This is a genomic window from Cellulosimicrobium sp. MI9406 (assembly GCF_040595865.1).
GTDB lineage: Bacteria > Actinomycetota > Actinomycetes > Actinomycetales > Cellulomonadaceae > Cellulosimicrobium > Cellulosimicrobium funkei.
In genome coordinates this window covers 135,744-156,202 of the sequence record NZ_JALIZI010000007.1, presented here as the reverse complement: position 1 = coordinate 156,202, position 20,459 = coordinate 135,744, and the positions used below count along the sequence as shown (strand labels likewise).

The 20,459-nt window shown below is 76.2% G+C and carries 20 protein-coding genes; 13 read left to right on the top strand and 7 right to left on the bottom strand.

What is annotated here, in order from left to right; genetic code table 11:
- Positions 1-119: 119 nt before the first annotated feature.
- From rbfA to MT994_RS14340, 5 genes are all read left to right on the top strand, one after another.
- Complete coding sequence (gene rbfA, locus MT994_RS14360; protein ID WP_043659091.1) at positions 120-572, top strand: 30S ribosome-binding factor RbfA; 453 nt, start codon at positions 120-122, stop codon at positions 570-572.
- A 4-nt stretch (positions 573-576) separates the two neighbouring features.
- A complete protein-coding gene (truB, locus tag MT994_RS14355) occupies positions 577-1,557 on the top strand; it encodes a tRNA pseudouridine(55) synthase TruB (RefSeq protein WP_354806800.1) in 981 nt (326 codons plus the stop codon).
- A gap of 149 nt (positions 1,558-1,706) precedes the next feature.
- Positions 1,707-2,741, top strand: a complete 1,035-nt coding sequence (locus MT994_RS14350) for a bifunctional riboflavin kinase/FAD synthetase (RefSeq protein ID WP_354806799.1) — start codon at positions 1,707-1,709, stop codon at positions 2,739-2,741.
- Positions 2,742-2,743: 2 nt separating this feature from the next.
- Complete coding sequence (locus tag MT994_RS14345) at positions 2,744-3,436, top strand: ABC transporter ATP-binding protein (protein WP_354806798.1); 693 nt, start codon at positions 2,744-2,746, stop codon at positions 3,434-3,436.
- A gap of 2 nt (positions 3,437-3,438) precedes the next feature.
- Positions 3,439-4,980 carry a DUF6297 family protein gene (locus MT994_RS14340; protein WP_354806797.1) on the top strand — a complete coding sequence of 514 codons (1,542 nt, stop codon included), beginning with the start codon at positions 3,439-3,441 and terminating at the stop codon, positions 4,978-4,980.
- Between the two features lie 24 nt (positions 4,981-5,004).
- Here the strand turns inward: MT994_RS14340 and MT994_RS14335 are convergent, their stop codons facing one another.
- Both MT994_RS14335 and MT994_RS14330 read right to left on the bottom strand, forming a co-directional pair.
- A complete protein-coding gene (locus MT994_RS14335; RefSeq protein ID WP_354806795.1) occupies positions 5,005-5,751 on the bottom strand; it encodes an ATP-binding cassette domain-containing protein in 747 nt (248 codons plus the stop codon).
- A gap of 41 nt (positions 5,752-5,792) precedes the next feature.
- Positions 5,793-6,929, bottom strand: a complete 1,137-nt coding sequence (locus MT994_RS14330; protein WP_354806794.1) for an ABC transporter permease — start codon at positions 6,927-6,929, stop codon at positions 5,793-5,795.
- Between the two features lie 235 nt (positions 6,930-7,164).
- On the opposite strand from MT994_RS14330, the gene MT994_RS14325 reads away from it, so the two are divergent.
- The 8 genes from MT994_RS14325 (at position 7,165) to MT994_RS14290 (ending at position 17,339) form a co-directional block, all read left to right on the top strand.
- Positions 7,165-8,664, top strand: coding sequence for a sensor histidine kinase (locus MT994_RS14325; RefSeq protein WP_354806793.1), 1,500 nt, complete (start codon positions 7,165-7,167; stop codon positions 8,662-8,664).
- Positions 8,661-9,299 (top strand): response regulator transcription factor, encoded by a 639-nt coding sequence (locus MT994_RS14320; protein WP_074810003.1) that lies wholly within the window; start codon positions 8,661-8,663, stop codon positions 9,297-9,299. Before MT994_RS14325 ends, MT994_RS14320 begins: the two co-directional genes overlap by 4 nt.
- A gap of 309 nt (positions 9,300-9,608) precedes the next feature.
- The gene (locus MT994_RS14315) at positions 9,609-11,555 is read left to right on the top strand and encodes a heme peroxidase family protein (protein WP_354806792.1); all 1,947 of its coding nucleotides are present in this window, start codon (positions 9,609-9,611) and stop codon (positions 11,553-11,555) included.
- A gap of 152 nt (positions 11,556-11,707) precedes the next feature.
- Positions 11,708-11,977, top strand: coding sequence for a 30S ribosomal protein S15 (rpsO, locus tag MT994_RS14310; protein ID WP_021479897.1), 270 nt, complete (start codon positions 11,708-11,710; stop codon positions 11,975-11,977).
- Between the two features lie 311 nt (positions 11,978-12,288).
- Positions 12,289-14,514: a polyribonucleotide nucleotidyltransferase gene (locus MT994_RS14305; protein ID WP_021479898.1), complete on the top strand. Its 2,226-nt coding sequence runs from the start codon at positions 12,289-12,291 to the stop codon at positions 14,512-14,514.
- A 1-nt stretch (position 14,515) separates the two neighbouring features.
- A complete protein-coding gene (locus MT994_RS14300; protein ID WP_194216875.1) occupies positions 14,516-15,847 on the top strand; it encodes a pitrilysin family protein in 1,332 nt (443 codons plus the stop codon).
- A gap of 203 nt (positions 15,848-16,050) precedes the next feature.
- On the top strand, positions 16,051-16,806 hold the full coding sequence (gene dapB, locus MT994_RS14295) for a 4-hydroxy-tetrahydrodipicolinate reductase (protein ID WP_034656111.1): 756 nt from the start codon (positions 16,051-16,053) through the stop codon (positions 16,804-16,806).
- A gap of 92 nt (positions 16,807-16,898) precedes the next feature.
- A complete protein-coding gene (locus MT994_RS14290) occupies positions 16,899-17,339 on the top strand; it encodes a hypothetical protein (RefSeq protein ID WP_061267601.1) in 441 nt (146 codons plus the stop codon).
- Between the two features lie 19 nt (positions 17,340-17,358).
- Here MT994_RS14290 and MT994_RS14285 read toward each other — a convergent pair whose 3' ends face one another.
- The 5 genes from MT994_RS14285 to MT994_RS14265 all read right to left on the bottom strand — a co-directional run bounded on the left by MT994_RS14285 (position 17,359) and on the right by MT994_RS14265 (position 20,253).
- Positions 17,359-17,817, bottom strand: a complete 459-nt coding sequence (locus tag MT994_RS14285; protein ID WP_043658080.1) for a hypothetical protein — start codon at positions 17,815-17,817, stop codon at positions 17,359-17,361.
- Between the two features lie 79 nt (positions 17,818-17,896).
- Positions 17,897-18,406 carry a GNAT family N-acetyltransferase gene (locus tag MT994_RS14280; RefSeq protein WP_043658083.1) on the bottom strand — a complete coding sequence of 170 codons (510 nt, stop codon included), beginning with the start codon at positions 18,404-18,406 and terminating at the stop codon, positions 17,897-17,899.
- A gap of 40 nt (positions 18,407-18,446) precedes the next feature.
- Complete coding sequence (locus MT994_RS14275) at positions 18,447-18,767, bottom strand: AzlD domain-containing protein (RefSeq protein ID WP_043658086.1); 321 nt, start codon at positions 18,765-18,767, stop codon at positions 18,447-18,449.
- On the bottom strand, positions 18,764-19,633 hold the full coding sequence (locus tag MT994_RS14270; protein ID WP_354806791.1) for an AzlC family ABC transporter permease: 870 nt from the start codon (positions 19,631-19,633) through the stop codon (positions 18,764-18,766). Before MT994_RS14270 ends, MT994_RS14275 begins: the two co-directional genes overlap by 4 nt.
- Positions 19,630-20,253, bottom strand: coding sequence for a TIGR00645 family protein (locus MT994_RS14265; protein ID WP_051028262.1), 624 nt, complete (start codon positions 20,251-20,253; stop codon positions 19,630-19,632). The genes MT994_RS14270 and MT994_RS14265 overlap by 4 nt, the downstream gene beginning before the upstream one ends.
- Positions 20,254-20,459 lie beyond the last annotated feature (206 nt).

Here is a 20,459-nt window from a genome sequence, read left to right as displayed (position 1 = left end):
TCATCACCCGCAGTCGTCAGTCAGCACCCCACCGCGGTCACCCACCCGGCCGGTGGGCGCCGTTCGACGTACGGTCGTCGGGACCGTCGCCGGAAGGCTCGGCACGAAAGGAAGAAGACATGGTCGACCACCCCCGGGCGAGGAAGCTCGCCGACCGCATCAAGGAGATCGTCGCGCAGATGCTCGACACGCGGATCAAGGACCCGCGCCTCGGGTTCGTCACGGTCACGGACGTCCGTGTCACGGGCGACCTGCAGAACGCCTCGGTGTTCTACACCGTCTACGGGACGGACGAGGAGCGGGCCGGGACGGCCGCCGCGCTGGAGAGCGCGAAGGGCCTCATCCGGTCGGAGGTCGGCAAGCAGACCGGCATCCGCCTCACGCCGGCGATCGAGTTCCACCTCGACGCGGTGCCCGAGACGGCGGCGCACCTCGACGCCGCGCTCGTCGAGGCCCGCCGGCGCGACGCCGAGCTCGCCGCCCTGCGCGAGGGCAAGCCCTTCGCCGGGGACGCCGACCCGTACCGCACGTCGGAGGACGCGGACGCCGTCGCCGACGACGACCGGGCCTGACCGCGTGGGCGCACGCCCGGCCGCGACCGACCGTCGGGAGCGACGCCCCGTCGCTCCCGACGGTCTCGTCGTCGTCGACAAGCCCGCCGGCTGGACGAGCCACGACGTCGTCGGCCGTGGCCGACGCCTCGCCGGCACGCGCAAGGTCGGCCACGCGGGCACCCTCGACCCCATGGCCACGGGCGTGCTCGTGCTCGGCGTCGGGCGCGCGACGAAGCTGCTGACGTACGTCGTCGGCGCCGACAAGGACTACGACGCGACGATCCGCCTCGGTGCGGCGACCACGACCGACGACGCGGAGGGCGAGGTGCTCTCGCGGGCGGACGCGTCCGCCGTCGTGCGGGCCGACCTCGACGCGGGGATCGCCGGCCTCACCGGCGAGATCCTCCAGGTGCCGAGCACGGTGAGCGCGATCAAGGTCGACGGGCAGCGCGCGTACGCGCGGGCCCGCGCGGGCGAGGAGGTCGCGCTGGCGGCGCGGCCCGTCGTCGTCTCGCGCTTCGACGTGCTCGCGGTGCGGCCCGTGGCGCCGGGGGAGCAGGGCGTCCCCGACGACGCGCCGCCCGCGCTCGACGTCGACGTCACCGTGACCGTGTCGTCCGGGACGTACGTGCGTGCGCTCGCGCGCGACCTCGGGTCGGCGCTCGGCGTCGGCGGCCACCTCACGGCGCTGCGGCGCACGCGGGTGGGCGGGTACGGGCTCGACGTCGCCTCGACGCTCGAGGAGCTCGAGGCCCAGGCGGACCGAGACGGCGTGCTCGCGACGCTGCCGCTCGCCCAGGCGGCCCGTGCGACGTTCCCCGTGCGCGAGCTGACCCCGGAGCAGGCGACCGCGCTGTCGTACGGGCAGTGGGTCGACGCGAGCGGGACGCCCGGTACGACGGCGGCGATCTCCCCGACGGGCGAGCTCGTGGCGCTCGTGGAGGACACCCGCCGCGGCGGCAAGGACCTCGCCCGGCCGGTCCTCGTGCTCGCCCCTGCCTGACGCGTCCGGTTCGGCGTCGTGCCCGGGGCGTGGCAGTCTTGTCCAGCGCGGTCCCGGTGCCTCCCCGTCCGGTCCGCCGCCCCCCGTCGGCACGGGCGGCCGCCCCGGGCGGCACCCGCAGCCTTCCTGCTCACCTGAGGAGTTCTCGCGTGCACCTGTGGACGGACCTGAGCCAGGTTCCCCCGGGTTTCGGCCCGTCGGTCGTGACGATCGGCAACTTCGACGGCGTCCACCGCGGGCACGCCCAGGTGCTCGGACGCATCGTCGACCTGGCGCGCGAGCGCGACGCGCGCGCCGTGGCCGTGACGTTCCACCCGCACCCGTCGGCCGTGCACCGCCCGGACAGCGCGCCCGAGCTCATCACGGGCATCGCGGACCGGGTCGAGCTGCTCGCCGCGACGGGCCTGGACGCGGTCCTGCTCGTGGAGTACACGCTCGAGTTCGCGCGGCAGACGCCGGAGGAGTTCGTGCGCACCTACCTCGTCGACGGCCTGCACGCGGGGGCGGTCGTCGTCGGGCACGACGTCCGCTTCGGCCGCGACAACGCGGGCACCATGGAGACGATGGTCGCGCTCGGCGCGCGGTACGGCTTCGACGTGGTGGCGATCGACGACGTCGGCCAGCACCAGGGCGTGCCGGTCACCGACGAGGAGACGCCGGGCGACTCGCAGGTGCGCTGGTCCTCGACGGGCGTGCGCGCGCTGCTCGCGGCGGGCGACGTGCGCGAGGCGGCCCGCATCCTCGGCCGGTCCCACCGCGTGCGCGGCACCGTCGTGCACGGCGACGCGCGGGGGCGCGAGCTGGGCTTCCCGACGGCCAACCTCGGGTCGATCAGCGGCATGGTCCCCGCCGACGGCGTCTACGCGGGCTGGCTCGAGCGCCCGCAGCTCGCGGGTGCCGATCCCCGCCACGCGGACGTGCGCCTGCCGGCGGCGATCTCGATCGGCACGAACCCGACGTTCGACGGCGTCGAGCGCCGCGTCGAGGCGTACGTCCTCGACCGCGCGGACCTCGACCTGTACGACGAGGACGTGGTCCTGGAGCTCGTCGAGCGGCTGCGCCCGACGCTGCGCTTCGACGGCATCGAGCCCCTCGTGGCGCAGATGCACGACGACGTCGCGCGCGCCCGGGAGCTCCTCGCCGCCCCGGGCGGGGAGCCGGTCGCGACGACGCCGGGCGCCTGACCGTGGCCGCCCCGGCACCCGTGCTCGAGGCGCGCGCGCTGCGCGTCGGCTACGCGGACGTCGCGGTGTGCGCGCCCGTCGACCTCGCCGTGGCGCCGGGCGAGCTGGTCGTGGTGATCGGCGCCAACGGGAGCGGCAAGTCGACGCTCCTGCGCACGCTGCTCGGTCTCCAGGCGCCGCTCGGCGGTGCGGTGCGCGCGTTCGGGCGCGACGTGGACGAGCGCGAGCGCGACTTCCGGGCGCGCGTCGCGGGCGTTCTCGACGACGACGCGTTCTTCCCGGCGCTCACGGTCCGTGAGCACCTCGTCCTCGTCGCGCGGGGGCACGGCGTGCCGGGGGCCGGGGCCGTCGTGGACGAGCTGCTCGACCGGTTCGGGATCGCCGAGCAGGGCCGGTCGCTCCCGTCGGCGCTCTCCTCCGGCCAGCGGCGACGCTTCCTGCTCGCCTCGGGCTTCGTGCGGCCCCGCGAGCTGCTCGTCCTCGACGAGCCCGAGCAGCGGCTCGACCCGGGGATGCGCGAGCGCCTCGCGGCGCTGCTCGTCGAGGACGCGCGCAGCGGCGTGGCCGTGGTCCTCGCCACGCACGACCCCGAGCTCATCGAGCGCACGGGCGCGCGCGGCCTGCTCGTCGGCGACGACCGGTGCGTCCCGCTCGCCCCGGCCGACGTCCACGCGGCGCTCCTGGCGGTGCGCTGACCGTGACGCACGGAGCGAGCGCGCTGCGCTCCGACCCGGACGAGCTGCTGACGGGCCGCGAGCTGCGCCGTCTCACCGCCCGTGCCGCGGCCGCGCGGGCCGACGCCGGGCCGGGCGAGATCGTCGTCGACGTCGCCTACGCCGTGGTGTCCGTCGCGCTCGCGACGGGCTGGGTCGTCGGGCTCGCCTCGATGCTGCGCTCGACGCTCGCGACCGCCGCGCCGGCGGGCGGGCCCTCCGTGCTGGGACCGGGGGCCGTCCAGGCGCTCGGGACGACGGCGCTGCTCGCGTTCCTCACGGGCACGGCCGTGCGCCTGGGCCCGGTCGGCGCCGGCGGGGGCGGGGTGCGGTGGTGGGTGCCGACGCCCGCCGACCGGCGGGGGCTCGTGTCGCCGTCGTTCGCGCGCGCCGTCGTGCTCGGGGCCGTGCTCGGCGCGCTGGGGAGCGCCGTCGTCGCGGTCGCGGCCGGGCTGGACGCGGTGCCCGCGCTGCGCGCCGGTGCGACCGGCGGCGCCCTCGGCCTGCTCCTCGTCGCGGTCGCGGGACTCGCCCAGCCGTCGGCCCGCGCCGCTGGGGTGCTCGCGCGGGCGAGCGACGTCGCGGTCGCGGCCGTGCCGGTCGCGGGCCTCGCGCTCGTCGTCGCCGGGCGCCCCGGTCTCCCGCCGCTCGGTGCGCCGCTCGTCGTCGTGCTCGGCCTGCTCGCCGTCGCGGCGCTGCTCGTGCTGCGGTGGTGGCGCGGGCTGGAGTCCCTCGGCGCGACGGTGCTGCGCGCGCAGAGCGCGGTCGCGGACCAGGTGGGCGGCGCCGTGCTGTCCTTCGACACGCGCGACCTCGGTCGGGCCCTGCGCCGGGCCGGCGCCGCCCGGGTCCGGGTCCGCCGGCCGCACCGGTTCGCCGCGGTGCGCGGTCCCGTCGGCGCGGTGGTCGCGGCCGACCTCGTGCTGCTGGGCCGCAGCCCGTCGGCGCTCGCCCAGCTCGTCGGTCTCGCCGCCCTCACGGTCGTCGCGCAGCAGGTGCCCGGGCTGGGCTCCGGCTTCGGTCTCTTCGCCCTGCTCGTCGTGGCGGGCCTCGGCGCGGCGGTGCTCGGCGCGGAGGGGGCGCGCACGGCCGAGATGGCCCCGGTCGTCGACGCGCTCGTGCCCCTCCGCGCGCGCTGGACGCGGCTCGCGCGCGGCGTCGTCCCGACGCTCACCGCGACGGCCTGCCTCGTCGCGGGCGCGGCCCCGCTCGCGCTCGGGACGGGGGACGCACGCTGGGTCGGGGTCGCGGTGCTCGCGGCGGTCGTCCAGGGCGCCGCCGCCGTGCGCAGCGCCTACCGCGAGCCGCCGGACTGGGGCGGGCCGCTGCTCGCGACACCCTCGGGCGGCCTGCCGACGGGCGCCGCGGCCGTGCTGCGCAAGGGGCCCGACGTCGCTGTGCTCGGCGCGGTCCCGCTCGGGGTCGCGCTGCTCGTCGGTACGCCCGGGTGGGGCGTCGTGGTGGCCCAGGCGGTGGCCGCCGTCGTGGCGGTCGCGGTCGCGACCCGCGTGCGCGCGGTCCGCTGACCCGACGGCGGCACGAGCGCGCCCTCAGGCCGCCGCGGGCGCCGGGACGAGGCGGCCGTCCGCGAGGTGGACCCGCGCGTCGACCGGGTCGAGCGTCGCCTCGTCGTGCGAGACGAGCAGCGTCGCGGCGTCGAGCTCGCGCGCGAGCCGCACGACCAGCTCCACCACCTGCACGCCCCGCTCGTGGTCGAGCGCCGACGTCGGCTCGTCCACGAGGAGCACCTCGGGGTCGTTCATGAGGGCGCGGGCGATCGCGACGCGCTGGCGCTGCCCGCCCGAGAGGTGCTCGGGCCGGCGGCCCGCGCGGTCGGCGACCCCGACCGCGTCGAGCAGCGCGAGGGCGTGCGCGCGGCGCGACGCGGGGGAGCGCCCCCGCAGGTGGCTCATGAGCTCGAGCTGCTCGAGCACGGTGAGCGACGCGACGAGCTGCGGCTGCTGGAACACGAGCCCGATGCGCTCGCGGCGCAGCGCCGCCGCCCGGTCCGCCGCGCGCCGCGCGCGCCGCCGGCCGCGCCGTCCGGCCGCGTCCCCGGGCTTGGTGCCGGGGTCGAGCGGTGCGCTGACGACGTCGGGACCCACCCGCACGACGCCCGACGTCGGCGGCGTGAGCGTCGCCGCGACGGCGAGCAGGCTGGACTTGCCGGCGCCGGACGGGCCGAGCAGCGCTGTCGTGGTGCCCGAGGGCACGGTGAGGGAGACGTCGTCGACGGCGACGAGGACGCCGTCGCCGTCGGGGTAGGTGAGACGGACACGGTCGAGGACGAGGTCCACGGGGAGCTCCTGAGGGTCGGTACGGACGAGAGGGAGAAGGGTCAGCGGGCCGCGAGCGCCGCGTGCGGGTCGACGCGCGCGACGCGCGTCACGGCGAGGACCGCGCCGAGTCCGCCGAGCACGACGAGCACGACGGCGGGCACGAGGGTCGTCGAGAGGTCGACGACGACCGGCATGACCTGGGACGCGAGCAGTCCCGCGCCGGCCGCGAGGGCCGTGCCGACGCCGACGCCCACGCCCAGCACGACGCCGGCCTGGCCGATCGCGTCGCGCAGCAGGTAGCGCGTCGAGGCACCGAGCGCGCGCAGCACCGCGACGTCGCCCGCGCGCTGGATGGTCCAGACGGTGAAGAACGCGCCGACGACCAGCGCCGAGATCGCGAGGAGGAAGACCTGCATGAGGGTCAGGGAGAGGTTCTCGGCGGTGAACGACGAGATGGCCGAGCGCGCCTCGCGCGGCGTCGCGGTCACGGTGCCGACGTGGGCGTCCGTGGCGGCGAGCGCGTCCGCGGCCGGTGGGTCGTCGCCGAACCGCAGGGTGACGACGGTGGCCACCTGCCCGTCCGTCGTTTCGTCGGTCGAGGCGCCCGCGGGCGAGGCGCCGCCCCGCGCGCCGACGGCCTGCCAGTCGTCGAGGGCCACCCAGACGACCGGCGTGTGCGCGTAGTCCGCCTCGACGTCCGCGACGGCGGAGACCGTCAGGTCGAGCGGCCCGGCGTCCACCGGGTCGCCCACGTCGGCGCCGAGCGCGTCGGCCGCGCCGCGGGAGAGCACGACGGCGCCGGGGGAGACGTCGGCGCCGCCGTCGTCGGTGCCGGGCACGAGCCCCGCACCGGGCCGCACCCCGAACGCGGTGACGGCGGCGGTCGCGTCGCCGGAAGCACGCACGGTCGCGACGCCGAGCGGCTCCGCGGCGTCGACACCGGGGACGGCGGCCCAGGCGTCCGTCTGCGCGGCGGTCACCTCGGACTCCGTGAAGGTGGGGGACGCGCCCTCGGCCGGGGGCGCGAAGGCGACGCGGTCGACCGGCAGGTCGGTGACCGCCGAGGTGCTCGCGCGGCCGAGGCCCGCGGTGAGCGCCGCGAGGAACGCGACGAGGAACGTGATGAGTGCGACGACGACCGTCATGAGCGCGAAGCGACCGCGCGCGTGGCGCAGGTCGCGCAGGGCGAGGAACACGGGGAGACCTCCGGGGTCCGAGGGGCAGTGAGAGACAGGGAGCGGGGGCGGGTACACGGTCCGGCGAGCGCGAGTGTCGTGCGCCGCAGGGCCCGTCCCGACGTCCCGTCCACCGTCCCGCGTCGAGGCGCGCCGCGGATCACCGGTCCGGCCGGTCCTGGGGCGCCGCAGGGACGATCACGGGATCGACCGTTCGGACGATGCCGGGCCGCGGCGCCGTGGCTAGGGTGACGGCGTGACCCCGCCCGGACCCGAGGCCGCCGAGCCTGCCGCGCTCGCGGGCCGTGCTGCGCCGTCGGGCCGTGCGTCGTCGGGCCATGCATCGGTAGCCCCCGCGATGTCGGTGGCCGGTCGCGTCGCGCCGGTCGTGCCGACCGCGACGCGGTGGCTGCGGCGTGGTCTGGACGTGCTGCTCGTCGGGCTGGTCGTGCTCGCGGTCGCGGGCGCGCTCGTCACGTCGACGGCGCGGGGCGTGGGCGCCGTGCTGCTCGGCGCGGCCCTGCTCGCGCTGTACGTGGTGGGCCGTCGTCGCGTCCCCGTGCCCGTCGACGTGCGCGCGCCGCGCGGTGGGTGGTGGCCCGCGGGGGCGTGGGTGACCGGTCTCGTGGCCCTCTGGGTCGGGCTGTCGCTCGTCACGACGACCGCCGTCTGGGTCGCGTTCCCCCTGATGTTCGTGGCGATGCACGTCCTCGGCCCGCGCCGGGGCCCGGTCGCGGTCGCGGTGGTCGTCGTGCTCGTCGTGGGCGTCATGGCCGCGTGGACCGCGCGCGTCGCGCTGCCGTTCGTGCTCGGGCCGGCCATCGGCGGGGCCGTCGCGGTCGTCGTCGTCCTCGCGCTGGAGGCGGTCGTGCGGGAGTCCCAGGAGCGCCAGCGCACGCTCGACGAGCTCGTGCGCACCCGGGACGAGCTCGCGGCGTCGGAGCGGGAGCGGGCGGTGGCGGCCGAGCGCGAGCGCCTGGCGCGCGAGATCCACGACACGCTCGCCCAGGGGTTCTCGTCCGCCGAGCTGCTCCTGCGCGCGGCCCGGACCGCGCTCGACGCCGGCGACGCGGAGACCGCGCGCGGGTACGTCGAGCAGACGCGCGAGGTCGCGCGGCACAACCTCGCCGAGGCGCGCCGCGTCGTGCGCGCGCTGGCGCCGGCCGACCTCGCGTCGTCGAACCTCGTCGGGGCCCTGCGCCGCGTCGCGGACCGGGCGTCCGGACGCGCCGCCGAGGGCGGGCCGCGCGTCGTCGTGCGGGTGAGCGGCGAGCCCGTCCCGCTGCCGACCGAGGTCGAGGCCGCCCTGCTGCGCGTGGCGCAGTCCGCGCTCGCCAACGTCGAGCGGCACGCCGGTGCGACGCGCGCCGCCGTCACCGTGAGCTTCCTCGCGGGCACCGGGCCGGGGGACGACGCGGTCGCGCTCGACGTGGTCGACGACGGGCGCGGCTTCGACCCGGACGCCGTCCCCGCGCCGGCGGCGGACCGGCCCGGCGGCTTCGGCCTCGGCGCCATGCGCGCGCGGGTCGCGGACCTCGGGGGCACGCTGTCCGTGGAGTCCGCGCCGGGGGCGGGCACGGCGGTGGCCGCGTGGGTGCCGCTCGCGGCGACCACCGGGACCCGGTCGGGCGCGGCTGCCGACCACCGGGCCGACGACCCGGCCGACGACCCGGCCGACGACCCGGCCGACCGCCCCGCCGACCGCCCGGCCGACACCCGGACCGAGACCGACGCCGGCACCGAGGAGGAGCGATGACCGGGCCCGCCGTGGACGTCGTCCTCGCGGACGACCACCCCGTCGTGCGGACCGGCCTGCGCGCCGTCCTGGAGGCCGAGCCGGACGTGCGGGTCGTCGCCGAGGTCGGCTCCGCCGAGGAGCTGCTCGCCCGGCTGCGCGCCGGGCTGCGGGCCGACGTCGTGCTGCTCGACCTGCAGTTCGGCCCCGGCCGCCTCGGGGGCGTGGACGCGGTCCGCGAGATCGTCGCGACGGACGGTCCGCCCGTGCTCGTCGTCACGACCTACGACGCGGACGCCGACATCCTCGCCGCGGTCGAGGCGGGCGCTCGCGGCTACCTGCTCAAGGACGCGCCGACCCACGAGCTCGTCGCCGCCGTGCGCGCGGCCGCGGCGGGCGAGGTCGCCCTCGGCCCGGCGGTGCAGCGGCGGCTGCTCGGCCGGCTGCGCAGCCCGGGCACGGCGCTCACGGCGCGCGAGCTCGAGGTCCTCGCGCTCGTCGCCGAGGGGCGCACGAACGACGAGATCGCGCACGAGCTGTTCCTCTCGCGCGCGACCGTGAAGACGCACCTCGTGCACGTCTACGACAAGCTCGGCGCGCCGTCGCGCACGGCCGCGGTCGCCGAGGCCCGGCGCCGCGGCCTCCTGCGGGGCTGAGCCCGGCCGGGTCCGTCGCGGCGCGTCCTCGCCGGTACTCGCCCGAGCCGTCGGACGGGCGTCGTCGGGACCGTCCTCGAGACCGTCACCGCACCGTCCTGCGGGCGCTGCCCGGCCGTGTCACGACACCGGCGCCGGGCCCTCCCTCCGGGTGAGCGGCGCCGTCGTGCACGGCGCCCAGGCGGCCGCGCGGTCCTCGGGCTGCGGCCCGGGGGCGGTCGCACCCGTCCCCGCGCGCGCACGCCCGCGGGGGCGCCGGCGGCCCGCCGCGCGGGCCGCACGAAGACCTCCGACAGAGAGGGCAGAGCCATGGAGGCTCAGCAGCACACGGCGGCTCCCGTCGCCGAGACCGTCGTCGACGACGTCGCACCCGACGCCGTCGACCAGGCGTCCACCCCGGTCGGCCGGACCGTCCGCAGCGTCGGGCACGGGTCGGCCGTCGTCCCCGACGAGGTCGCGACCGACGCGGACGTGGACCCGGCGGAGTCGGACGCACCGCTCCTGCCCGCGGCCGAGGCCGCGGTGGCGCGCGACCTCGAGCACCACCGGTACGACTCCACGACCGCGTTCGACTACCTGTTCCCGCAGCTCGCGGAGCGCTTCCCGCGGTTCCACCTCCCGGTCGGGAACGGCGCGACGGCCGCGACCGTCGCCGCGCTGAAGACGCTCGGGGCGGCGATGGTCGCCCGGCCCGTCACCCCGCCCGGGCAGCCGCCGCGCAGCCTCGACTCGCACGTGCCGGCCGTGTACACGTACTGGGGCCAGTTCATCGACCACGACATCACGCTCAACACCAACGGCCCCGACACGACGACGGGCCGCGACGGGGACCAGGCGCTCGGCGACGTCGACGCGGTGCCCTTCCGGGTCTTCGCGCCGTGGGTCGTGGTCCGTTCGCTCCACAACGGACGCCACCCGGCGCTCAACCTCGACTCCCTGTACGGCAGCGGGCCGCGGTTCGAGGGCGAGCGCGGGTACCGCACGACGCGCAGCGAGGCGTCGTACGTGCCGGGCTCGGCGAAGCTGCGGCTCGGCCGCATCTCGACCGAGCCGCTCGTCATCCCGGGCGGTCCGTCGTTCTCGCTCGTGGCGCCCGGCGACGACGCGCAGCGCGACCTGCCGCGCGACGACGGCGGCGCGCCGCTGATCCCGGACGGGCGCAACGACGAGAACCTCGTGGTCGCCCAGCTCCACCTCGCGATGATCCGGTTCCACAACGCCGTCGTGGACTGGGTGGACGACGTCGAGCCCTGGACCCGGCTCACGGGCGGGGAGCGCGGCGTGTTCGAGCGCGCGAGCCAGCTCGTGCGGTGGCACTACCAGTGGCTCGTGGTCAACGACTACCTGCGCACCCTCACCAAGCCGGGCGTGCTCGACGCGACGCTCCTGCGCGACACGTCGTTCTTCCGGCCCCGGTACCCGATCTCCATGCCGCTCGAGTTCGCGGTCGCGGCGTTTCGGTTCGGGCACTCGATGATCCGCGACTCCTACGACTTCAACGTCAACTTCACGGGCCCGCCGCCCGCGAACGCGAGCCTCACGCAGCTCTTCCAGTTCACGGGGAACGGCGGCAGCCTGCGTCCGGGACCGCAGGGCACCCCGGTCCTGCCGTCCAACTGGCCGATCGAGTGGGCCCGGTTCGTCGACAAGGGCGACCCGCGGACGTTCCGCGCGGCGGAGAAGATCGACACGTTCCTCGCGCCGAGCCTGGGCACGATGGTCAAGGAGGGGAACCTGCCGCCCGAGCCGCCCGCGCACACGCCGGCCCAGCTCGTCGCGAGCGCGCTCCAGAAGCAGCTCGCGCAGCGCAACCTGCTGCGCGGCTACATGCTCGCGCTGCCCACGGGCGAGGCCGTCGCGGCGGCCTTCGGCGTCGTCCCGCTCACCCCGGCCCAGCTCGAGGACCGGGCGGGCGACGACGTGAAGCAGGCGCTCGCGGCCCTGCGGGACGGCGACCACGGCGGCACCCCGCTGTGGTACTACGTCCTCAAGGAGGCCGAGCTCCAGGGCGACGGCAGCTTCCTCGGCGAGGTCGGCAGCCGCGTGCTCGCGGAGACGTTCGTGTACCTGCTGCGGCAGGACGACACGCCGTACGTGCGCACGAGCAACCACTGGACGCCCGCGCAGGGCGTGCACTTCGAGGACGGGTCGCTCGTCCTCACGCTGCCGGACCTGCTCCGGTTCGCCGGGGTGCTGCCCGACGCCGCGGGCCGGTTCCGCGGTGACGGCACGGCCGGGCACGACGGCGCCCCCTGAGGCACGACGCGCGGTCCGGCCGGGACGACGGGGCCGCGGCGGGCGACGGCGCGTCCACCTGGTAAGATGGATGCGCCGTCTGACCGGCCGCGGACAGAGAGAGCCCGGGAGATCCGTCCCGGCGCACCGCGCAACGAACCCGAAGGAGAACCGTGCCGCTCGACACTGCCACGAAGCAGCGCATCATGACCGAGTACGCGACGAGCGAGGGCGACACCGGTTCGCCCGAGGTCCAGGTCGCGCTCCTCACGCAGCGCATCAAGGACCTCACCGAGCACCTCAAGGAGCACAAGCACGACCACCACAGCCGTCGTGGTCTGCTCCTCCTCGTCGGCCAGCGCCGTCGCCTGCTCGGCTACCTGCAGAAGGTCGACATCAACCGCTACCGGAGCCTCATCGAGCGCCTCGGTCTGCGTCGCTGACACGACACCGCCAGCCCGGTCCCTGCGGGGACCGGGCTGGTCTGGTGTGATGTACCCGTCACACCCCGGCTGAGCACCACCCAGCCGCACACCACCCACCGCGCCGCCGGCCTCTCGTTCGGTCCTCGGTAGTGGCTCACGGACCCCCACGGCACCGTCCTCGGACGGACCGGTGCGGGAACCGCCGTGGACCTCGATCGAAGACCGCCGAGCGTCGAGTGCGACCGGAGCCCCTGCGCCACGCGCCGGGGCGCGGACCGGAACCCTCGACAGGGCTACCCGGGCGGCGCTTCGAGAAAGGGAGGGCACCCGTGGAGGGTCCCGAGATCCAGTTCGCCGAGGCCACGATCGACAACGGTCGCTTCGGCACCCGCACCGTCCGGTTCGAGACCGGGCGCCTCGCCCGTCAGGCCGCCGGCTCCGTCGCCGCGTACCTCGACGACGAGACCATGCTCCTGTCGGCCACGACGGCCGGCAAGCACCCCAAGGAGCAGTTCGACTTCTTCCCGCTGACGGTGGACGTCGAGGAGCGCATGTACGCCGCGGGCCGCATCCCCGGCTCGTTCTTCCGCCGCGAGGGCCGCCCCTCGACGGACGCGATCCTCGCGTGCCGCCTCATCGACCGCCCGCTGCGCCCGCTCTTCGTCAAGGGCCTGCGCAACGAGGTCCAGGTCGTCATCACGGTCCTCGCGCTCCACCCGGACGACGCGTACGACACGCTCGCGATCAACGCCGCGTCGGCGTCGACCCAGATCTCCGGCCTGCCGTTCTCCGGCCCGGTCGGCGCGGTCCGCATCGCGCTGGTCGACGGCCAGTGGGTCGCGTTCCCCAAGTACTCCGACAAGGAGCGCGCGGTCTTCGACATGGTCGTGGCCGGTCGCGTCGTCGGTGACGACGTCGCGATCGCGATGATCGAGGCCGAGGCGACCGACGGCGCCTGGGGCCTCGTCAAGGACGAGGGCGTGGCCGCGCCGACCGAGGAGGTCGTCGCCGAGGGCATCGAGGCGGCCAAGCCGTTCATCAAGGCGCTGTGCGACGCGCAGTCGGCGCTCGCCGCGCAGGCCGCGAAGCCCGTCAAGGAGTACCCGGTCTTCCTGGACTACCAGGACGACGCGTTCGCCGCGGTCGAGGCCGAGGTCGCGACGGACCTGCGCGAGGCGCTCGCCATCGCGGACAAGCAGGACCGCGAGAACCGTCTCGACGAGATCAAGAACGAGATGGTGGGCAAGCTCCAGGCCGGGTTCGACGGCCGCGAGAAGGAGCTCTCCGCCGCGTACCGCGCGCTCCAGAAGAAGCTCGTGCGCCAGCGCGTGCTCACCGACGGCGTGCGCATCGACGGTCGTGGGCTCGCGGACATCCGCACCCTCTCGGCCGAGGTCGAGGTGCTGCCGCGCGTGCACGGCTCCGCGCTCTTCGAGCGTGGCGAGACCCAGATCATGGGCGTCACCACGCTGAACATGCTCCGCATGGAGCAGCAGATCGACTCGCTCGGTCCGGAGACGCGCAAGCGCTACATGCACAACTACAACTTCCCGCCCTACTCGACCGGCGAGACCGGCCGCGTGGGCAGCCCGAAGCGCCGCGAGATCGGCCACGGCGCGCTCGCCGAGCGTGCGCTCGTGCCGGTGCTGCCGAGCCGCGAGGAGTTCCCCTACGCGATCCGCCAGGTGTCCGAGGCCCTCGGCTCCAACGGCTCGACGTCCATGGGCTCCGTGTGCGCCTCGACGCTCTCGCTCCTCAACGCGGGCGTGCCGCTGCGCGCCCCCGTCGCGGGCATCGCGATGGGCCTCATCTCCGACACGGTGGACGGTGAGACCCGCTACGCGGCGCTCACCGACATCCTCGGTGCCGAGGACGCGTTCGGCGACATGGACTTCAAGGTCGCCGGCACGCGCGAGTTCGTCACGGCCATCCAGCTCGACACCAAGCTCGACGGCATCCCCGCCTCGGTGCTCGCCGGTGCGCTGACCCAGGCGCGCGACGCGCGCCTGACGATCCTCGACGTGCTCGCCGAGGCCATCGACGTGCCCGACGAGATGTCCCCGAACGCCCCGCGCGTCATCTCCGTGAAGGTGCCGGTCGACAAGATCGGCGAGGTCATCGGCCCCAAGGGCAAGATGATCAACCAGATCCAGGAGGAGACGGGCGCGGACATCTCCATCGAGGACGACGGCACCGTGTACATCGGCGCCGTCGACGGCCCGTCGGCCGAGGCCGCCCGCGCGGCGATCAACGCGATCGCCAACCCGCACGTCCCGGAGATCGGCGAGCGCTTCGTCGGCACGGTCGTCAAGACGACGTCGTTCGGCGCGTTCATCTCGCTCTCCCCGGGCAAGGACGGTCTGCTGCACATCAGCCAGATCCGCAAGCTCGTGGGCGGCAAGCGCGTCGAGAACGTCGAGGACGTGCTGTCCATCGGCCAGAAGGTCCAGGTCGAGATCGGCGAGATCGACCCGCGCGGCAAGCTCTCGCTGCACGCCGTGGTCGAGGACGAGGCTCCGGCCGACGCTCCCGCGACCGAGGACGCGGACGCCTGACGTGCCGTGGGACCTTCCGCTCGTCCCGGCGGGTGACGCCGGGGCCGAGCTGACCGCCGGGCAGGACGGCGCGACGATCCGTCGCTCCGTCCTGCCCGGCGGGGTCCGCGTGCTCACCGAGTCGATGCCGGGCCTGCGCTCGGCGACGGTGGGCGCGTGGGTCGGCGTCGGCTCGCGCGACGAGACCGACGGCCACTTCGGGTCGACGCACTTCCTCGAGCACCTGCTGTTCAAGGGCACGGCTCGCCGCTCCGCGATGGACATCGCCGAGGCGTTCGACGCCGTCGGCGGCGAGGCCAACGCGGCGACGGGCAAGGAGCACACGTGCTACTACGCGCGCGTGCTCGACGCCGACCTCCCCATGGCGGTCGACGTCATCACCGACATGGTGACCTCCGCGCGCCTGGACCCCGACGAGCTCGAGACCGAGCGCGGCGTGATCCTCGAAGAGCTCGCGATGAACGACGACGACCCCTCGGACGTCGTGCACGAGGAGTTCGCCGCGGCGGTCCTCGCCGGCCATCCGCTCGGGCGGCCCATCGGCGGCACCCCGGACACGATCAACGCCGTGCCCCGGGACGCCGTGTGGGAGCACTACCGCTGGCACTACCGCCCCGAGACGCTCGTCGTCGCGGCGGCGGGCGGCGTCGACCACGACACGCTGGTCGAGCAGGTGGGCACGGCGCTGCGCGACGGCGGCTGGACGCTCGACGCGTCGGGCGCACCCCGGGCGCGGCGCGACCCCGCGGACCCCGCCCTGGCGGGCGTCGGGGCCGCGAGCGTCGAGCTGTCGGTCCACCGGGCGGTCGAGCAGGCGAACGTCGTCATCGGCGGCACCGGTCTCGCCGCGACGGACGACCGCCGCTTCACGCTCTCCGTGCTCAGCGCCGTCCTCGGCGGCGGCATGAGCTCGCGGCTCTTCCAGGAGATCCGCGAGCGGCGCGGCCTCGCATACTCGACCTACTCGTTCGCGTCCGGCCACGGCGGCATCGGCACGTTCGGCCTCTACGCCGGGTGCGCGCCGTCGAAGGTCGACGAGGTGACCGCGCTGCTGCACAGCGAGCTCGACCGCCTCGCGGCCGACGGCATCACCGGCGCGGAGCTCGACCGCAGCATCGGCCAGCTCTCGGGCGGCATGGTCCTCGGCCTCGAGGACTCCGGCTCGCGCATGAGCCGGCTCGGCAAGGCCGAGCTCGTCTACGGCGAGCTCCTGAGCGTCGAGGAGTCGCTCGACGCGATCCGCTCCGTCACGGCCGACGACGTGCAGAAGCTCGCCGACGACCTCGCGTCGCGCCCGCGCTCCGTCGTGCGCGTCGGGCCGTTCGGCGACTGAGCCCGCCTCCACGCGTCTCGCGGCGGCCGTCCTCCTCGCGGAGGGCGGCCGCCGTCGTGCTGTGGGCAGACCCACTGCCCGGTGCGGCGGACGCGGCACCGCTCGGCGCGCGCTCCGGCGATAGGGTGACGGGCGTGAGCGAGCAGAGCACCCCCGCGCCCGATCCCGCACCGACCGCCCCCGGCAGGCAGCCCGGTCGCCCGCTGCGGGTCGCCGTCCTGGGCGCCGCCGGACGCATGGGCGCGACCGTCTGCGCCGCCGTCGAGGGCGCCGCGGACCTCGAGCTCGTCGCGCGCCTCGACGCGGGCGACGAGGTCGCCGCCGCCACGCTCGGCGGCGCGGACGTCGCCGTCGACTTCACGGTCCCGGCCGCGACCGAGGCGAACGTCCACGCGCTGATCGACGCGGGCGTGCACGCCGTCGTCGGGACCACGGGCTGGACGGAGGAGAGCCGCGGTCGCGTCGTCGCGCACCTCGGTCGTGCCGCCGCGGCCGGCGCGCCGGGGCTCGGCGTGCTCATCGCGCCCAACTTCGGGCTGTCCGCCGTCCTCGCGATGACGTTCGCCGCCAAGGCCGCGCGCTACTTCGAGTCGGCCGAGGTGATCGAGCTCCACCACCCGGACAAGGTCGACGCGCCGTCCGGCACCGCGCGGCACACCGCCGCGGCGATCGCCGCCGCGCGCGCCGACGCCGGTCTCGGGACGGGCCCGGACGCGACCGAGACGGGCTGGGAGGCGCGCGGCGCCGACGTCGACGGCGTGCGCGTGCACGCCGTCCGTCTGCGCGGCCTCGTCGCGCACGAGGAGATCCTGTTCGGCAACACGGGCGAGCAGCTCGTCATCCGGCAGGACTCGTTCGACCGGGTCTCGTTCATGCCGGGCGTCCTGCTCGCGGTGCGCGAGGTCGTGGGCCGACCCGGGCTGACCGTCGGCCTCGAGAACGTGCTGGACCTCGCGTGAGCGTGCCCGGCGGGTCCACCGGCCCGGACGGCCCCGGGCCCGGGGACGGCGGCTCGCGCGCGCGGTCGCGCGCCGGGCGCCCATGGAAGGCGATCGTCGGGGCGGTCCTCGTCACGCTCCTGCTCGCGCTCTACGTGTGGCAGGTCGCGGGGCGGTCCGCCGCCCTCATCGGCACGGGCGAGCCCGTGGCCATGGCGATCGGGGCCGGCGTGCTCGTGCTGCCGCTGCTCGTCGTCGGCCTGGTCGGGCGCGAGTTCCTGCTCGCCGGCACCGTGCAGCGCATGGCCGACGACCTCGCGGACCGCGGCCGCCTGCCCGTCGACGACCTACCGCGCTCGCCGGGCGGCCGGATCGACCGGGACGCCGCCGACGCGGCCTTCGGCCCGTACCGGGACGCGGTCGACGCCGACCCGACGAGCTGGGAGGCGTGGTACCACCTCGCGTTCGCCTACGACGCGGCGCGCGACCGCCGTCGGGCCCGGGAGGCGCTGCGCAAGGCCGCGGCGCTTTACCGCGCGCGCCGCCGGGCCTGACGGCGCCCGGGCGCGCGCGTCACAGGCTCGTCCAGCAGTAGAGCCGGTGCCCCGCGTCGTCGGCGCGGACGCACAGCGCCGCGAGCCGGTGCAGCGCGTCGGCGAGGCCCGCGGGGTCCGACCCCTCGAGCTCCTCCGTCGCCGCCCACCGCACGGCGACCTCGTCGAGCGCGGCGGGCGTCGCGGAGGCGAGCGCCCCGACGAGCACGTCCGTCACGGAGACCACCCACGGCCCCTCGTCACCCCCGGTCGCGACGAGCGAGCCGTGGCGGGCGTCCGCCGTGACCTCGGCGTACGGGCGGTCGGTGAGCAGGCTCGCCAGGGTGCCGAGGACGACGAACGGGTCGATGCCCCGGAGCTCCACGGTCGCGAAGCCCGGCTGCGTGGTCAGCGGGTCGGGGGAGGCCGGTCCCGCCTGCGCGGCGAGCGCGGCCCGTGCGTCGTCCGGTGCGGCGAAGTAGTCGGTGAGGATGCCCATGGCGGACGATCCTCGCAGGTCACGGGGACGGGCGGGTCACGGGCGTGTCACGGCTGAGTGACGCGGGGTCCCGCGGTCGTCAGATCTCGGCCGTCCAGCGCCGCTCGACGACGTCCCGCAGCCCGGTCGCGAGCGTCCGGGTGCGCCCGTCGGGACCGAGCCCGGACCCGGCGAGGAACGCCTCGCGCGCGGCGTCGCCGTCGAGGACCCACGTGACGACCTCGTCCGCGCCGTCGCGCCGCAGCCGGTCGACCGCCGCCGCCAGCAGGCGCGACCCGTGCCCGCCGCGCTGGTGGCGCGGCTCGACCTCGAGCGCGAGGACCTGGCCGGGCGCGACCGCGGCGAACCCCACGACGTCGGCCCCCGCGCACGCGACGAGCACCGCGAAGCCGGGGCCGGGCGGCGAGGAGATCGCGGCGGCCCACTGCTCGCGCATCCGCACGGTGTCGAGCGCGTCGAGCACGTCGTCGCCGAGCACGTCGGCGTGCGAGGAGCGCCACGCCCCGACCTGGATCGCGGTCATCGCGACGTCGTCGCCGGGCACGGCAGGGCGGACGGAGACGTCGGCGGTCTCGCGGAAGAGGCTCACGGGTTCACCCTACGAGACCCGGCCGGGCGCCGGGACGGCCTCAGCCCCAGCCGAGCGCGCGCAGGCCCGCGGCCGTGACCGCGGCGAGGACCACGACGACGATGAACGGCGCGCGCAGCGCGAGCGCGACGGCCGCGACGCCCAGCGCGGGCAGGCGTGCGTCGACGACGAGGGCCTGCCCGTCGCCGACGGTCTGCACCGTGACGAGCGCCGCGAGGAGCGCGGCGGTGACGAGCGCGGCGGTGCGCGCGACGCGCTCGTCGGCGAGCCAGTGCTCGGGCACGAGGTGGCCGGCGAGCTTGAGCGCGAAGCACACCGCGGACGCGGTGAGCACGACGACCCAGACGGTCGCTGAGGTCACGAGGGCTCCTCTCCGCAGGGACCGACCGCGGTCCCCGCACGGTCGGCGGCCCGTCGGCGCCGCGCGTCGACCTGGCCGATGACGACGGCGACCGCGGCCGCCGCGAGCACCGGCACGCCGCCCGGTGCGACCGGGACGAGCGCCGCCGCGACGACCACCGCCGCGGCCGCGGTGAGCTGCATCGCGCGCGTCGCGAGCCGCGGCCACAGCAGGCCGAGGAACGCGGCCGCCGCGGCGGCGTCGAGCCCCCACGCGCGCGGGTCGCCCAGCGCGTCGCCCGCGAGCGCCCCGACGAGCGTCATCGCGTTCCAGAGGACGAAGATGCCGACGCCCGTCCACCAGAACCCGGCCCGGACGGCGCGTCGGGACCGATGCGCGGTCGCGACGGCGGTCGACTCGTCGATCGTGAACTGGGCGGCGACGACCTTGTGCCACGAGCGCAGCGCGAGCAGCGGGCCGAGCTGCGCGCCGTAGAGCGCGTTGCGGACGCCGAGGAAGCCCGCCGTGGTGATCGCGGCGACCGGCGCGCCCCCGGCGCCCACCACGCCGATGAGCGCGAACTGCGAGCCGCCCGAGAACATGAGCAGGCTCAGCGCCATGGTCTGCGCGACGTCGAGGCCCGCGACGACCGACAGCGCGCCGAAGGAGATGCCGTACAGGCCCGTCGCGACGGAGACGGACACGGCCTGGCGGACCGCGGCGCGGACCTCGTCCTCGACGGCCTGCTCGGCCACGTGCTCGACGGCATCCGGCACCTCTTCGGCGTCCGGCACGCCGACGACGTCCGGCACGTCCGCGGCGGCCGCCCGCGCCCCCTCGGGCGCGGGGTCGGCGCGGGGGCGGGGGACGTCGTCGGGCCGGCTCATGCGTGCGGGTCGGCCGGGCCCTCGCCCGCGGCGGCGGCGTTCGCCGCGCGCTGGTGCGCGGTGAGGGACATGCGGTCGATGAGCGCGAGGGCGAGCGCCGAGAGGACGAACGCGAGGTGGATGAGCGTCTGCCACATGAGCTGCGTCGGCGTGTACCGGCTGCTGTCGATGAACGTGCGCAGCAGGTGGATCGACGAGATGCCGACGATGGACATCGCGAGCTTCGTCTTGAGCACGTTCGCGTTGACGTGGCTCAGCCACTCGGGCTGGTCGGGGTGGCCCTCGAGCCGGATGCGCGAGACGAACGTCTCGTAGCCGCCCACGATGACCATGATGAGCAGGTTGGAGATCATGACGACGTCCACGAGCCCGAGCACCGCGAGCATGATCTCCTCGGCGCCGAAGCTGACCACCTCGTGCGTCGCGTGGTCCGTCGCGCGGCCCGTGAAGCCGCCCACGACGAGCAGCCACAGCTCCTTGAGGAACTGCCACACGTAGACCACCTGGGCCACGATGAGGCCGAAGTACAGCGGCGCCTGGAGCCACCGCGACGCGAAGATCATGTACCCGACGGTGGTGACGCGGGCGCTGGGCGAGGGGACGTTCGGGCTGGTGGTCAACGCGGGCGTCGAGGGCACGGGCGTGGGCTCTCCGGGAGTCGGTGACGGCGGACGGCGACGACCGTCCGGCGCGCGGGGCACCGGTCACCGGTCGTCACCGGGGCGTCAGGGTACCAACGCCCCGTGAGGGCCCCGCAGGCCCGCCCGCACTGCCGGTGACGAGGACGGCTCACCCGCCCGTCGAGCACGGGGACGGCGACCGGGAT